Below are 15512 nucleotides of genomic sequence, written 5' to 3'. Positions count from 1 at the left end.
GCTACTCTTAAATCGTACAATTTTTTCTTTCTTATTGTCATTTACCAAATATAATGTAGCATGTTCATGGTCTTTTTCTATCTCTAATCGAAGATTAACTTGCTTTAGATTCTTTTGCTCAATATATTTTTTAAAATTTTTAGGCATTAGTATTTTGCAACAATAGTCATTGTTTTTATCATCAAGCCAGCACATTGCTATTTCAGAAGGTAATTTTTGATGTTCTTTTTCTAACACCCCTTGGTAAAAAGTACCATCTAGTGAGATATAGCCAAAATTTACTTTTCTATTATTTGGTTTTTCAAAATCAAAAATAAGGTCATATTCTTTCTCATTTTCAGCCCACGCTTCATAAGGAATTCCAAATTGTTGCCAATAGATGTATCTATTTCCCCAAGTTTCAAAGTTTTTGGTTTTTAAACCTATTCCTACATCTTCATTTTTATTACCTTTCAGTTTAGCTTTTGCAACTTCTATACTAATAAATCTATCTATTTTTCTATCAATTGTTTGAAACCAAACCCGAATCCACCCGCCAGGTGCCATTCCTACAACTAACTCTGCTGAGTTTTTGTCATTAATGTCATATTTTTTAAAAATATTAATTATACTATCCTGTGGGAGTGGAATATTTCCTGAATATTCTAATCTATCAACAACACTAAAGTATTTAATATAAACTTCTTTCGGAATATCTTTATAACGCTCTCCTGAAACAACTGCTCCATACGTATCTCCCCATCCGCTGTCAAATGCTATACCGCTTCCATTACCAGCTATACCAAAATCAACATGACCAGCAACTGGATAATATTTAGGAGCAGAAATTCCTGGTTGCCAAGGGTATTTTTCTTGCTTTTTGCAAGAAAAAAAGACAAGACTAAGACTTATCATACAAAGCCAAATCCGGACTGTATGAATCTCTTTTATATGGAGGATTTTTAAATTCTTTTTCGTCGGTAAATAATGGAACATTGGCATAAGCTATATTGTAATGGTCTAAAGGTTCAATTAAAGGTGAATTGAAATTTGCAGATAAATGTACAAATTTCCCCATAATAAAATTATACATTTTTTGAGAGAGTTTATATGTTCCGCTTCGCAAAGTCTATGACTTTGAGTAAATGTAATTACTTAACATTATATTGTAAATGTAAAATTTTTAAATGAAAATCCGCAAAGTGGATACTTTGCGGAGCGGGGTTTATGTTACGACTAAAAATCTATATTTTATTCGGTGAAGGAGGAGGAGTATAAACTTCCATCTTACAATTTTCATCAGGTAAAATGTCTTTCTTAAATATTTTTAAAATCATATTTTCTTTTTCCATTGACCAATCGAAATTACTCCATTCTTGATTAGAAAAGTTATATCTATTCAATCCATTATCCGGGAAGGCAATATATTTCTCAAATTTGCCATTTCTTTTGAAAAGCAAAATAATTTTTGGGTATTCAAATTGAATGCAATCACAACCAATTTCTTCATGAAAGCTAGTTATTGCACCAAAAGAATTTAAATAATAATAATTGAATAAAATATCAGAAAGTCTATCTTTCTCGATTTTAGAAATAAGGCGTTTTGTATTATGATATTTTTCTTCAATATAATTTCTAGGTTCATTGACATTTCTTACATATACAGGATTTACAACATAAATTGAATCATACTTATTGAAAGGATAAATATTCATTCTATCCTTGAATGGGATATTAAATATTCTTTTCAATTTTGGATAAGCTCCAAGCATTGAAAGACCAGGAGGATTATCTTGCTTAATATATTCTTGTTCATATTTGTATTGTTTGCATTTTTTTACACAATACTTACTTCTATACTCAGACAAATTTCTTGTTTGTGAATATAGTATTGAGCTAATCAAAATAAAAATGACAATTGGAAATACTCTCATTTTTCAACGTTTTAATTCAGGATAAGCTTTTTCTGTTTCGGTTTTCCAATATTCAAATTTAGCTTTTCCATGTTTATCCAAATACATTTGAAGACTTACCCTTTTTTATTTTTGTATGTATCATATTTCATTACTTTTTTTAAATATCAGTAAATAATTTTCTATCAAAGCCATTTAGGACACTTAGCCGTTAATTTGTGTAGAAACAGTTAATAAAAACATCATCTTTTTTTGAAATTAATATTATAGAAGAATTTTATAGTCTTTTTTTGCAACCCTCCCTTCTTTATCTTTAATCCAAGTTTGTATATCGTCACTATATTGCTTTCTGTACATTATTTGTAAGCTATCTTTCAAATCTTTCAATATTAGAATAGGACTCTCAACATCATCAATGTCATTTGTAGTTTTGTTTTAATTTTTCCAACTTTTATTGGAAGAGCTATTCCTAAAATATTTTTATCAATTCTTTGCAATTTTATAGTATCATTCTTGTTGTAATTGATAGAATTATTAAAAATAACTTCACATCCAATTTGGGGCATCTTACACAATGTTATCAAGTTATTATCTTCTACTTTAAAACTAACATTATTAGAACGGATAGTGTCAAACAAAATGTTTTCATGAACGGAATTTTCCAGAAAAAATCCTTTTGTAAAAGAATTCTCTTTTAAAACGCCTCCAAAGGATAGTACACATCCATATTTTCCAATATTTATAGGTTTACAAAAAACTATAATATTATTCCCTCTCTTACTTAAAAGAACACTTTTATTATCGGATATAAAATATTCAGTTTTTGACTGTGATTCTATATTTGATAAAGATTTGTTTTCTTTACAAGAAAAACAAACTAACAAAATAATTAGTCCAATAACTTTTTTCAAATTTTACTGTTTAATGTATTCGGCAACCCTTTTTTTGCATCATCTCCCTTTATAAAACTAACAAATGCCTGAATTTGAAATTTCTCGGATCGTGACATTTCTTGTAAAAACTGTTTTGGTGTTTTATTTGAATATGTACAATACTCTCCTAAAACTTGAAATATACCAAAAGAAGTTGACACTATAGCCATGTCTTCATTAATTTTCATAGCTTCTTCTAACCTCTCAAATTGATGATTATAATAGCCCTCATTATCAAAACGTCCATCCGCTGAAAAAACCGCAACTTTTAAGGTTGCGGTTAGTTTTAATTACTGTAAGTTTTCACTTAAAAAATTATGAAAATGTTATTCACAATGAAATTTAAGATTTCCAGTTTCTAATTCTGTTTGCTTAATTGTTTCTATTAACTTGAGAGAGTTTTCTTTCCAAATATATTTTCTTAAAGAAACTCCATCATCTGAAATTAAGTATTTGTTTTTTTTACATACATCCAAATTGGAGATGGTATCTAACTCTGCTTTGTTTTCATACTTTTGAGTTTCTTTATTAAAAATAAAAAAATCAGCAACATAATTTTTATTATACACGGAAGGATTTTTTATATGAGGATAAAGCATAATATCATTTATACCATCAAAATTATAATCATTAAGATCATAAACTCCATCTGTTACAAGACCATCGCCAATTGAAATTTTTTTATTAAGCAAGTTTAACACATATTTTTTATCATTTTTTAAAACTATTATAGAATCTAAATTACAATATGTATTTTTAGAATCTACAGACTTTTCTTTTTTAAAATAAAAAATATATTCATTCCCACTAATAGTATCTTTTTTGCTTAAATGCTCATTCGATTCTTTGACTTGAGGGTTTTGTTCTAGCATCATCTTTTTTTTATTACAAGATGTAAAGGCTAAAATTATTAAACAAAGCACAATTTTTTTCATATCTCAATTATTATTTATCAAAGTGAACACCAGGAATTGCATTTTTTTCATTAATATTACAAAGCAGCTTATTGCCTCCTGCAGAACATTTTCCTTCTTCAAATTTAGGTAATTGAGTTGGATTATCTTTAAAATATTTTTCAATGCTTACATCATCACATAAATAGGTAGTAACATCTAAATAATTTCTTGCTGGGTCTTTAGCAATGATCTCTTTTACAAACATAGTTTTTACATATCCTCTTTTTTGAAGATGAAAATATTGAGAAGCTTTTGCCCATTTAATAGAATAATTATACATTCTAATATTCATATCCTTCCAATAACCTTGTCCTTCCCAATTATAAAAAGGGTTCATTATTTCGTTAGCATTAAAAATATGTTGATCAAAATAATTGCGAATAAGATCTATATAAGGTTTGTAATAAATACGAAAGTTTTTATTAGTGTCTTTGCAGAAATCTTTTACTTTTGTTTTACCATCTGCCATTTTATCATCAGCAAACTGATTTCCTTTACCTAAATAGAACATACAAGCTTTGTATGATTCAGTTATCCACTTATTTTTATTTCGATCTTTATAGAAAGAAGATCGATTCATCCCTTTTTCAAATCCAAGTTTTTTTGTTAAATTATAGTATATCCAAGGAATGTTAACACATAAATTTTCATCACGTGAAGACTCTCCATAAACAGTTGCTATCATTTGGGCTTTTTGTTCATCAGAATAATTGACTTTGGTATCCTTTACTAATTTTGGATTTTCTAATGTTTTGTATTTAGCTTCTAAAGTTAAACTATTGATATATTTATCATTAGCTTTAAAATTAACCGTAAATTTACCTGCTTTTTTAGAAGTAATATTGGTTTTCATTGTAAATCCATAATCTACACTTGACCATTTTAATGTGGTAAATGATAATTCCTTATTTTCATTTATTAACTCAATAGTTAAATCATTATTACCCCATCTTGAATTTCCACTTATTAGAAATTGTATCAAACTTTTTTTTCCAACTTCTATATCTGGTTCTTCTTTGAAAGAAACAGTAAGTATAGTATCATCAAAATCTTTTTCAATTTTATTCAAATTGTTATCTCCTAAACTTAACACTTTTATTTTTGGAATTCCTAAAGCTTTTATTGAACTCATTTTGTAAATTTTAATTGTTGAAAATAGAAATGGCGGCAGAAATACCACCATTTCATAATAATTGATTTTATCCAAGTGTTGTTTTATCATCACCTGTTCCTTCTAATCTTATGTCATCTAAACTAAAAGATGATTCAAACTCTAGCTCTTTGGGATTTTCACAATTTGCAGGATCATCTTCTGGGAAGATTGGTAGAGGTTGTTCCACTTCTAATCCTACAGATTTTGCTTGAAGAATTGTTAAAGTTGTAGGGATTCTGGTAATCCAATACTTACCTTGAGGCTCTCCTGTAGGTTGCTTCATCTCATCAACAATAGACATATACATAGGGTCTCCAATTACAGGAACTTCACCACCATTCCAAATTCTTCCTGTACACATAAAGAATTGTACTGCATCTTCGAATCCTGGTTTTACAGTAACGATTACTCTTGCCATACCTGCTTGTAAGAAACTTCTGAATAATGGGTCTGAATCTTGGGTTAAATACATTTTTTGCCACTCATCACGATGTGCCCAATAATATGGATAGAATGTATAATCCATAATTTCCCACTCAAAAGCCTGTTCCATAAATTTGGCCAAAGCAGTATACTCTTCAAGCCTTTCTCCTAAAATAACCTGGAAGTTTTTCATTTGATCACCAGATGTAAAATTCTGCCCTAAAGTGTTCAAATAATCCTGTAAGAGATAAGCGATACAGTTGTGCTTTAAGATCACACTTTCTATATCTCTATGAAAAACACTTAGATTTTCCTTGTTTTTAGCTTCTTCTTCTTTGGCTTTCTCCTCTGCTTCTTTTTGTTTTGCTAAGAAGTCTGCATAAGCTGCTTCATAAGCTTTGATAATAGCATTGAAACTTTCGGTTTTCCATTTGTTGATGTATTCATCACTTAGTTCACAGTTTATAGTTGCTTTTACATTATATTGTCTAACATTATGTCCTTTTACCTTAAACTCTACATTACCTGTGATGTTTAGACCAGACACAGGATCATCAAAACTGATGTCTCTATATTCAGAACGACCAATCATATCTCCTTTTAAATTGGAACAAAATACTGAAGAATAACGTTTTCCATCCCAACCACCTCCTTTATGTCGAGTTGAACTACAGCTAATACGCGCATTTTTAGCAGCATAGTTGTCTGGTATTACAAAATGAGAATAATCTACTCCAAAGTCATCACCTGTTTGAGGAACACTTGTAGCACTATGTACAAGTTGTTTAGAATTAGGTAAGAGAGTTTCTAAGCTTACACCATAAATATTTGCCCAATATTCCAGCAATTCTTTTGTTGCCGATTTTGGGTCTGTCATTGTATTAGGTCTTGGTGCTTTTCTCGGGTCTACTGGCTCTACAAATGTCTCTTTATTTACGAAAGCAGATAAACGATGTAATTTGGCAGGTTCAGGAATCATAAATTCAAACATGGTACGTTTTCCATAGTTGTAGATCTGATTTTTCATTTTTTTATCTACCCATCTATAGACTCCTGTAATATGTTGAGGAGCATTTGTGTCTCCTGCTTTTCCTCTATTGTCAAATTCATGAACGTTAGTCTCTGTGTACTCTTTAATAATTTTTTGAACACGTTCTTTATTGATTTTAGTAAGAACACGCTCCATCGCTCTTTCTGTAATTTCCTGCGATTTGGCTACAGCCTGTCTATTACTATCGTGTTGTGCTGTATTATTAGCATAGCCAGCTCCAATATCAAATTTGTAAACTCCCGTATTATAGCTGAAATTTGTATTTGCAGTAATACTTTGTTGCTTTTCTAGCTCTTTCAGAACTTCAGTCTGCATTTCATTTCTTTCTGCTTTTGTTGTATCCGAAATTTTCTCTGTTTCGATAGATTCAGAAGTTGTATCGGTGATTTCGGAGTAGTCTCTTGCAACTGAAGATTTGTGGCGTAATTCACTTGCCATTACATTTTCAATATTTGATACCTCTCCGGGAACATAAGCATGAACACTTTGTTCAACTTTTAAATAGTCGGCAATTCCCAATCTTTTAACACCAAAATGTTTTGGGATAAAAGTTCCGGGTTTTGGATTCTCAGTGCCTTCATCTGGATTTCCAGTTTCTCCTTTAATTCTTTCTGTATAAAGGATACCTGTATAAGGCTGATTCATTTCCATTCCGGAAATTTCTAAATTAGCTTCTTCGCCATTGTTGAAAAATATCTGTATTTTTAAGACTCTGATGGCTTTTTCAAATTTATTAAATAAGATTGACGGGAAACTTACCTTGTTATCATTAACATTAATATTGGAGTAAGTTTCTTCATAGCTGTCAAAGTCTGTAATAGCTGAAATTTTTGCGGATGCAGTACCCCATGCGTTACTTTCCGCTTGGTAATAGAAGGTGATAAATGGGGTGATTTTTGATAATTCTGTATTTTGATTTGCCTGCAAATAATATGATCTTGAAATAGTGTTTAATGTGTAGCTTGTAGTTTCATTTACAGGGATTAAAACACCTCCTAAATTTGCATACACTTTTTCGTTAAGTGAGGTTTTTTGTAATAATAATTGTGTATTAGAAGAAGTTTCTTCTAATAATTTTTCAAAAACTTCAGAATAGGTGTCGTACTCCTCTTCAATTGCCACTTTCACACCTCCAATATTTAATTCTCTATCTGAAACAACTGTGGTGGTTGAGAAATCTAATTCTTTGTCATTTGCATCTGTGAAAATTTCCACAAATAATTTTAAAGAATCTAAAGATAACTTATTTTTGAAGTCTTCAAAATTAAGCTCATCTCTATAGCTAAATGAAAATTGAGGGACATTAATTTCTCCTAATTCTGCATACATTTCCCTAATTTCGTCTTCAGTAGTTTCCTCGGTAATTCGAGATTCTATTTCCTCCAATTTCCTATTGTATTCATCAATCAAAGGTTGATATTCTTCTGAATATGCTTTGTATGCTAGGTCATAAGCCTTTGTTTTAAGCTTATAATATGATTTTTGAATTTTTTCTAATTCAGAAATAAGTAAATCAAATGCTTCTTTTTTCAGGGTAAGACTTGAAAGTTCTGATATTTTCTCGCCTTCAACTTTTAATTGCTGCTGAATAGAGGCAGGAAGTTGTGTTCCGTTGATAACTCCTTCTCCAATTTTAGAAACATTTACCTGAAAAGGATTTCCAGAGGTGTTGTTAGTTGGGCTTTCTCCTTCATATCCATCGCCGAAAAATTTCATTGGTAATACAACTCTGGCTTCCATAGCTTTTGCCTTTAAATCATCACCATTGATTTTAGTTAATTCTTCTGTTACAGGTAGATCGCAAACATATCCAAAATGAAGAGCTTTTAAAATATGAACCAAAGCTTCTTTTACATAAAAATTACTTTGAGTAACTGTTTGGTAAATGAGATTGTCCCAAACTTCTCCAATTTTTGCTTGAATACTGCTGCTATTATACAAGCTCTTTGCTGTATCTTCATCAGCCGAGGAAATTACTTCTTTTTTAGAAATTTTCCTTCCGATTTCTAACAGTTCAGATAAAAAACCTTCTTCTATCTGTAATTCGTTTTGATAACCTGTATTATCAAAATTTTTTGTTGCACGTTCAAGCGCTTGAAATTTTACTAAAGCAGTATCATTAGGGTTAACCTGAGCATCAAAAGCACTTGGTAATTCTGCATCTTTATGAATAAAACCAAGGTTTTTCTTTTTGGTTTCTGTTAATTGAGGGTTTCTTAAGCTTACAAATCTAAAAAGAGTTTGTGAAGCATTATTTGTTGGTGTCATGTTATTTGTTTCTTTATAGTTAATAATACCTTCTCCTACTAAAGAGCTTCCTACAGTAAAAGCGGTCTTTGGGGGTGTATTGTTTGTTGCCATCTTAATATTTTGTTTTAATGATTTATTTTTTTGTGTATTCAAGAGTCAGAGTAAATGAGTTAATGATAGAATAATCGTAATCCGGTTCGCCTAATAACTCAATGGTAGCCTTTTCTCTTTCTACAGTGATGTAGATCTTTGTTCGCCATTGGTTACCAGCAAATGCAGTATCCAGAGCATACCATTCTGTGAACATTTCATTGGAAATAATAGTTTCAAGGTCTGGGAATTCGGATCTGAGATCAATTTCTCCGGTTCTCGGAATCTGGTCTAAAAACAGGGTTTTTTTGTAGACAGGCTTGCCATTGATCCACTTTCCGCCAGTTAATTCTTCTGCTATAGTATAAGAATGTTGTTTGTCTGCATACTGTTTTTGGATGTAATCATTTTCCTGGGCGTTATCTCCGAAATAAGTTTTAGAACTTAATCCTCTGGCATTTGTTGTTTCATGCTCTATAAGCACAGGTTCATCTATGTTCGGACTTGCAAAAATTCCTTTTACAGCTCCACCATTTGTCTGTCTTAAAGCAGCACCTACATCACTCAGCATCAAATGTGAGCTATGTCCATAGGCGAAAACACCATTTTCTTTACTTACATCTACACTGGAGGTATTTGTTCCATCTAAATTGCCTGAAAACATCATTACGGACTCAGGAAATAAACCAAGTGCACTTTTTACACCATCAAGTTCATTAGTTCTGTAAATGATTCTCTCTTCTGGATCTTCATTTGTAAACTGGATATTACCTGTCACAGGAGCTCCCATCCCAGTTCCTGTTAATGAAATGAAATCAGAAAAGTCGGAAAGATTTTTATATCCGAATACATTGTTGGCATTTAGAACCGCTACTTTTGTATAAGTGTTGTCCGCTAAAGGTGTTCTTTTTGCGGAAACTACAGCATCAAAATCTAATGTTCTTGCAGCAAAGTCTCCACCAATTAAAGGCGTTACTAAATCATGACGTCTTGCTACCGGATTGGACTCAATAACCAACTTGTTGAATGTTGAACCACCTAACGGGGCATTACAACCGATAACGACATTGTTGTCACCCCAAACTCCCATAGCATGAGTCGTAGAGGCTGCATTATATCCAATAAAAGTATTGTAACCCCATGCACCAGATCCTGTTGCTTTACCATGAATATTTCCTGCAAAAGCACCTAAGAAAGTATTTTGAGTTCCATTAGTTAAGGAATAAGCAGCACCAAGACCAAGAGCCGTGTTATTGGTTCCGGTAATATTTTTGTTCCCTGCTTCATCTCCGATATATGTATTTCCGTTTCCTGTTGTTGTTTCGTTTCCTGCTTGTGTTCCGAAAAAAGCATTGAAATTACCCGTTGTAAGTTTAGCTCCGCTTGAAACACCGGTTGCGGTATTCCATCTTCCTGTGGTGGCTTCATTTAAAGCGTAAGAACCAAGGGCTATGTTATTTGATCCTGTGGTTAATTTTGATAATGTATTATAACCAATTCCTAGTCCATAAGCTCCGGTATGATCCGTATTCATATTTCCAAACCAGAAAGAATAAGTAGTGGGGCTGAAATTTATTTCGCCTGCTCTGCCTTGGCCAGGTTGGAAAATAATAGGCTTAGTTGTTCCGTTACCCCTGTCAATAACATTTTGTAAATTATCATTCCCACTAAAAGTTGGCTTATCGGAAAGATCATTATAGCTGCCTGAAATACCCACTTTGTGTATTTTTACTTTTTCGACACCTTCCTGAACTAAAGAAACGCTTCCATCAACATCTGTAGCCGGAACAATACTAAATTCGGAAAGATTGACTGCAAATGAAGATCCGTCACTCTGAGTAATAGTAATGATGTTTTGAGAAGCATCATATTCAGCATTCTGGATGCTTATATTGTTAGTTGCTAATCCACTTAGGTCAACATTTTGGCTTTGTTGAACCCCATTTTCTCCTGTATAAAATATTGTTAAAATATTTCCATTCAGTTGTGGGTTCTGAATTGAGGTTTGAGTTTCAATTTTTTCTTTCCAAAGCTGAGCATTTTGCGGGTTTATATTGGATGCATTTGCATCTGCTTTTTGGGAGAAATCGTAATCTAATTTATTTGACGGAATCTTCTCATTCTTATGCCAATAAGAATCTTGCCATTGCCAAAAATGCTCTTGTGTAGGCTTATCTCCATTTTCGAAATAAAGCTTTAATTCTTCTTTTGTTTTCATTTTAATATTTATCTATAAGTGATTATTGCTGTTTCGGGAATACCTGCTTTACTTAAATCTAATCCTGTAGGAGCAGACACGGTTTTGAGGGAAGGAATTGCGAATGCGTTTTGTCCAACAGACTCAACTGAGCTGGGAATATATAGGTTTTTAACTGTAGCTCTGGAAGAGCTAAAAGCATAATCCTCAATTATCACTAAACCTTCATTTAATACTATTTCTTCTATTGAATCACTTCCATTAATAATGTTTCCTTGATTAGTAAAAGCACCAACTTCGATAATTTTTAAAGTTGATGGAGTTTTAATACTCTTAATATTTTGACTGTTAAAAGAATGAGACCCAATTATTTCTAAACCTTCATTAAAAGTTACCTTTGTAATTTGATAGGACATTCCTGTATAAGCATAAGCTGACGCTACAATTTTTTTTGTTTCTTTAGGAATTGTAAGATGAATAGTAGAACCTAGTAAATTTTCATTAATAAAAAAAGGAACAATCTTTTCAATCGATTCAATCGACTCTGGAGAAATTTTCTCATCCTTATGCCAATAGGAGTCTTGCCATTGCCAAAAATGCTCTTGTGTAGGCTTATCTCCGTTTTCGAAATAAAGCCTTAATTCTTCTTTTGTTTTCATAAATTTTGTTTTGATTAATTAATAATTGAACTCTGAAGACTCTTTTTAGTAGATTATCTTCATGTTTAAGCCATTTTTTTAGTGGTTTTGACTATTTTTCCACTTTTTGCGGTTAAATTTTCTGTTTCATTTTAATGTTTGATTTTTAGACATAATTTGTGCTGTCCAACATTTTGTGAATGGTGAATTCAAAGGCTTGTTTAAAGGTTAAAATGATTGTTTTTTTGTGCTTTATCTATGCAGTAAAGGTAATGAGGGACAGCGACAGAACTTGACGTGTTTAATTTTTTTTTCAATTAATAAATTGTTTCTTCAATAGCATCATTTTCGAAATCTTCAAGGAAGAAGTTTTCAATATCATTGAGGTAGTTTTCGTAATCTATCTCTGCATTTTCGATGTCACTCCATTCAATGGTGTAGAGGTCTTCATCAAAGATTATATCTGTATTATGATTGGGTATTTCCATGTTTTGCGTTTTAAAGAAGGTTGAAGTTTTGAGCATATTTTTGAGGGTTCAACATAGGTAAATGCTGAATTTCAAGAAGTGTTTTAGTTTAATGATTGTTTTTTGTGTTTTTATTTATACTTCAAAAGTATAACTGAAAGGCGACAAAACTTGACGTGTCAAAAAAAGTTTTTTCAAATAATTTAATATAAGTCAGAAAGATTATATTCATTATTTATAAGCTAAATAGCTTATATTTTGTTTTTGATGAGCTTCTGAACGATTTGGTTTAATGTTTCTCTATTATCATCAATATAACTTAACCCGGCTTGAATTAGATTTTCAATGTTGGATCGTTTTACGTTGTCCATTGCAGGAGAAGCATTTTTTAAGGAAGGATTTATTCGATAATAGTTTTTCTGATTTCTTAAGCCTAACGTTTGGAACATTTGGGTGAGTTGATAATCAACAGTTTCGGCATTGGCAGACATCAAAATATCAATAATAGGATTTACCCAGCCTATTTTTCCTGCTTTTTCCAGTTTTCTGAAAGAATAAAATTTTGATTCTATTCCTGTTCCGATAGAAACGATAATCATATCTTTTACGCTTGGGTAATTTGTCTTTTGATGATTCTTAAATATTTCAGCAAAAGGAATTTTCCGAGCTTCTGCATAAGCACAAAGCGCAGGGTTGTTGGCGAACATTCCGCCATCGATAAGACTGAAAATCTGTCCGTACATTGATTTTATCTGAACCGGTTTAAAATACGTAGGAGCAGCTGAGGTTGCTCTACAAACATCTTTTACATAAAAATTATCTGTATTTAAACTTGCTTTCCAGGAATTGAATAATTTTGCTCTTCTGTTTTCTATATCATAACTTGTTATTAGACATGGTTTTATAAGTTCTTTTAATTCTAAATTTCCAAAAAAATCATTCAGGTTTTTCTCCAGTGCTTCCTGTGATATTTTTTCATTAAATAACCCGAAAGGATTGAGTAATTTCTCCCAAAAAGAAACCTGAAATATATCACCGCCTTTTTCAGCATAGAGCTCTAAGCCTTTCTGGATTGAATGTTTTGCTTTTCTGTGTTCATCAGGACACAAAATAATTGATGCAATCAATGCGCCTGTACTGCTTCCGGCAACCAAATCAAAATAATCACCAAGTTTTGCGTTGGGATTGTCATGAATTTGTAATTGCTCTTCTATGTAGCGTAGAATAATGCAGGTAATAATACCTCTTATTCCGCCTCCGTCTAAAGAGAGAATGGTTGTCTTTTTCATGTGATTTTCACTTTATTTTTTAGAATACACTTCACAGCTTTAGACAAGTAAAACCAATAGATTTCCGAAAAAAAGCTATTGGTTTTAGCTTATATGAATTGCTTTTTGGTGTTTTTCTTATAAAGCAAAGGTATGATTGGAAGGCGACAAAACTTGACGTGTTAAAAAATAAATTCTAAATGACGAGAATTATAACATCACATACCCATTCTTGTCTCTTGGTATTTTTATTAGGGTTCTCCAACTCGTTTTTATTATTCCTTTTTTGGTTGGGAGATTCTTTTTCTCAAAGTGAGGAAGGTCTTTGAATGTTTTCCAGTTTCCGCCCCAATCCCAACCATATTTTGCGAAAATTTTCACACATTCGTACCAATCGGCTACTTTATCGTTGTCCCAATCTTTAATGTTGTCCCAACTTGCTGTTTTTCCGTCAATTATTAAACAAATGTCAACTGCTAAACCATAATTGTGAATACTTTGTCCTGCTTTTGCATTAGTGACTTTTTTTCCTGATGTGATTCTTCCGATAGCGTATAGTTTTTCCTGTTCTTCAAAACTTCTTAATCCTTGAGTAATCCTCACTTTTGCTCTTCCTGTAAGTGCCTTGTCACATTCTTTAATAATCTGTTTTACTTCATCTCTTACGATGGGATGAAGCAGTTCAATTCTTTGTAAAGTAACTTTATCCATAATTAAAAATTTTATCATTTTGAAAGACAAAGCTATATCTTGGAGGCGACAAAAATTGACGTATTAAAATAAATTTAATTATCTGTAAATCAATAATTTGTGTTTATGTTAAAGTTTAAAATAAAATTCTGTTTTTATTTTAAAAAGTAATAATTTTACACCTGAAAACTTCCTTCGTTTACTCATGTACGCTTTAGTAGATTGTAATAATTTTTTTGTTTCGTGTGAGAGAACACTTGATTCTTCATTGGAAAACAAACCCGTTGTTGTTCTCTCGAATAATGATGGATGTGTTGTTTCCAGAAGCAGAGAAGCTAAAGAATTGGGAATTCCGATGGCAGTTCCGGCCTTTAAGTATAAAGAGCTTTTCAAAAAACATGATGTGCAATGTTTTTCTGCAAAATTTGAACTGTATAATGCTAAAAGTCAGCAGGTCATTAACATTGCAAAATCGTTTGTAGTAGATTCTGAAGTATATAGTATAGATGAATTATTTCTGGACTTAACTGGTTTTAAATACATTAATCTTTATGACTATTGTCTTGTGATTAAGGAAAAGATTTGGGTAGAAGCAAATATTCCGGTAAGTATAGGTATTGCACCAACCAAAACACTATGTAAAGTTGCTAACAGAATCGTAAAAGAGTTTCCGAAAGATTTTGAAGGAGTGTATATTTTAGATACCCCTGAAAAAATCGAAAAGGCTTTAAAGTGGCTTAATATCGAAGATGTTTGGGGGATTGGAAGACGACTTGCCATAAAAATGAAGGATAGTGGAGTGTATAAAGCCTGGGATTTGCTTCAAAAACCTGAAATATGGATTCGCAAAATTATGGGAATTCATGGAGTGAGAATGATTAACGAGTTGAAAGGTATTCGTCAATTAGAATTAGATTCTCCTTCTCCTAAAAAATCAATTGCGGTTACCCGAAGTTTTATGGAAATGCTAACGAATAAAGAAGATGTTCGTGAGCGTGTAGAAACTTTTGGGATGTATTGCTCCGAAAGATTGCGAAAGCAAAATACCTGTTGCAAAATGGTAACTGTTTTCGTTCAAACGAACCGTTTTAGAAAAGATTTACCGGAATATAGAAATTCGCTTACCAAAATTCTTCCTAACCCTACCAATTCTTCTATTTTGATTGGAAGAGTTGTTAATGAATTATTTGAGGCTATTTATAAAGAGGGCTTCCATTATAAAAGAGCTGGAGTTATTGTAAATGACTTTGTTCCTGAAAACGCAAGACTTATTAATCTTTTTGAGGAAGATACTCAAAACCAACACCTGCCTGTAATGAAAGCAATGGATGCAATGAATAAAAAGTTCGGAAAAGACAAAGTTCGTTTAGGAAGTATGAGCGGAAAAAACACATTTGGGCGTTCAAAGTTATCTCCGGAATATGAAGCATTTTTAAAAAATAATACGCTTCCTGAAGCTAATTTTAGGTTTCATTAAATAATTGACTATATTTTATTTACAAAAT

The 15512-nt window shown here is 31.7% G+C and carries 13 protein-coding genes and 1 pseudogene; 1 reads left to right on the top strand and 13 read right to left on the bottom strand.

Annotated elements, in window-relative coordinates:
• The 13 genes and pseudogenes from OH806_RS04535 to OH806_RS04480 all read right to left on the bottom strand — a co-directional run.
• Positions 1-894: DUF2931 family protein (locus OH806_RS04535; protein ID WP_264742483.1), on the bottom strand; the 894-nt coding region annotated here is incomplete at its 3' end.
• Complete coding sequence (locus tag OH806_RS04530) at positions 881-1072, bottom strand: hypothetical protein (protein WP_264742482.1); 192 nt, start codon at positions 1070-1072, stop codon at positions 881-883. The genes OH806_RS04530 and OH806_RS04535, both read right to left, overlap by 14 nt.
• Positions 1073-1223: 151 nt before the next feature.
• Positions 1224-1847 (bottom strand): hypothetical protein, encoded by a 624-nt coding sequence (locus OH806_RS04525; RefSeq protein WP_264742481.1) that lies wholly within the window; start codon positions 1845-1847, stop codon positions 1224-1226.
• Between the two features lie 434 nt (positions 1848-2281).
• Positions 2282-2803: a hypothetical protein gene (locus tag OH806_RS04520; protein WP_264742480.1), complete on the bottom strand. Its 522-nt coding sequence runs from the start codon at positions 2801-2803 to the stop codon at positions 2282-2284.
• Positions 2800-3042 (bottom strand): annotated as a pseudogene (locus tag OH806_RS16595) (N-acetylmuramidase domain-containing protein); the annotation flags it as partial. The pseudogene OH806_RS16595 and the gene OH806_RS04520, both read right to left, overlap by 4 nt.
• A gap of 108 nt (positions 3043-3150) precedes the next feature.
• Complete coding sequence (locus tag OH806_RS04515; RefSeq protein WP_264742479.1) at positions 3151-3759, bottom strand: XAC2610-related protein; 609 nt, start codon at positions 3757-3759, stop codon at positions 3151-3153.
• 10 nt (positions 3760-3769) lie between these two features.
• Positions 3770-4912 (bottom strand): hypothetical protein, encoded by a 1143-nt coding sequence (locus OH806_RS04510; RefSeq protein ID WP_264742478.1) that lies wholly within the window; start codon positions 4910-4912, stop codon positions 3770-3772.
• Between the two features lie 67 nt (positions 4913-4979).
• Positions 4980-8768 carry a hypothetical protein gene (locus tag OH806_RS04505; RefSeq protein WP_264742477.1) on the bottom strand — a complete coding sequence of 1263 codons (3789 nt, stop codon included), beginning with the start codon at positions 8766-8768 and terminating at the stop codon, positions 4980-4982.
• Between the two features lie 22 nt (positions 8769-8790).
• On the bottom strand, positions 8791-10965 hold the full coding sequence (locus tag OH806_RS04500; RefSeq protein ID WP_264742476.1) for a hypothetical protein: 2175 nt from the start codon (positions 10963-10965) through the stop codon (positions 8791-8793).
• An 8-nt stretch (positions 10966-10973) separates the two neighbouring features.
• Positions 10974-11603, bottom strand: coding sequence for a leucine-rich repeat domain-containing protein (locus OH806_RS04495; RefSeq protein ID WP_264742475.1), 630 nt, complete (start codon positions 11601-11603; stop codon positions 10974-10976).
• 296 nt (positions 11604-11899) lie between these two features.
• Positions 11900-12070, bottom strand: coding sequence for a hypothetical protein (locus tag OH806_RS04490; protein WP_264742474.1), 171 nt, complete (start codon positions 12068-12070; stop codon positions 11900-11902).
• Positions 12071-12300: 230 nt separating this feature from the next.
• Positions 12301-13338 (bottom strand): patatin-like phospholipase family protein, encoded by a 1038-nt coding sequence (locus OH806_RS04485; RefSeq protein WP_264742473.1) that lies wholly within the window; start codon positions 13336-13338, stop codon positions 12301-12303.
• A 189-nt stretch (positions 13339-13527) separates the two neighbouring features.
• Complete coding sequence (locus tag OH806_RS04480; protein WP_264742974.1) at positions 13528-14028, bottom strand: M15 family metallopeptidase; 501 nt, start codon at positions 14026-14028, stop codon at positions 13528-13530.
• Positions 14029-14212: 184 nt separating this feature from the next.
• Between OH806_RS04480 and OH806_RS04475 the strand changes: the two genes are divergently transcribed.
• Positions 14213-15484 carry a Y-family DNA polymerase gene (locus OH806_RS04475; RefSeq protein ID WP_264742472.1) on the top strand — a complete coding sequence of 424 codons (1272 nt, stop codon included), beginning with the start codon at positions 14213-14215 and terminating at the stop codon, positions 15482-15484.
• Positions 15485-15512: the final 28 nt, after the last annotated feature.

This window comes from Chryseobacterium oryctis, from assembly GCF_025971925.1.
GTDB classification, from domain to species: Bacteria; Bacteroidota; Bacteroidia; order Flavobacteriales; family Weeksellaceae; genus Chryseobacterium; species Chryseobacterium oryctis.
The sequence above is the reverse complement of the archived record's forward strand: the minus strand, read 5'-3'. Positions and strand labels throughout refer to the sequence as shown.

Bases quoted from the DNA above. Each gene is read 5' to 3' on its own strand.
- OH806_RS04530 (WP_264742482.1), bottom strand. From the start codon at position 1,072: ATGTATAATTTTATTATGGGGAAATTTGTACATTTATCTGCAAATTTC.
- OH806_RS04515 (WP_264742479.1), bottom strand. From the start codon at position 3,759: ATGAAAAAAATTGTGCTTTGTTTAATAATTTTAGCCTTTACATCTTGT.
- OH806_RS04510 (WP_264742478.1), bottom strand. From the start codon at position 4,912: ATGAGTTCAATAAAAGCTTTAGGAATTCCAAAAATAAAAGTGTTAAGT.
- OH806_RS04505 (WP_264742477.1), bottom strand. From the start codon at position 8,768: ATGGCAACAAACAATACACCCCCAAAGACCGCTTTTACTGTAGGAAGC.
- OH806_RS04500 (WP_264742476.1), bottom strand. From the start codon at position 10,965: ATGAAAACAAAAGAAGAATTAAAGCTTTATTTCGAAAATGGAGATAAG.
- OH806_RS04495 (WP_264742475.1), bottom strand. From the start codon at position 11,603: ATGAAAACAAAAGAAGAATTAAGGCTTTATTTCGAAAACGGAGATAAG.
- OH806_RS04490 (WP_264742474.1), bottom strand. From the start codon at position 12,070: ATGGAAATACCCAATCATAATACAGATATAATCTTTGATGAAGACCTC.
- OH806_RS04485 (WP_264742473.1), bottom strand. From the start codon at position 13,338: ATGAAAAAGACAACCATTCTCTCTTTAGACGGAGGCGGAATAAGAGGT.
- OH806_RS04480 (WP_264742974.1), bottom strand. From the start codon at position 14,028: ATGGATAAAGTTACTTTACAAAGAATTGAACTGCTTCATCCCATCGTA.
- OH806_RS04475 (WP_264742472.1), top strand. From the start codon at position 14,213: ATGTACGCTTTAGTAGATTGTAATAATTTTTTTGTTTCGTGTGAGAGA.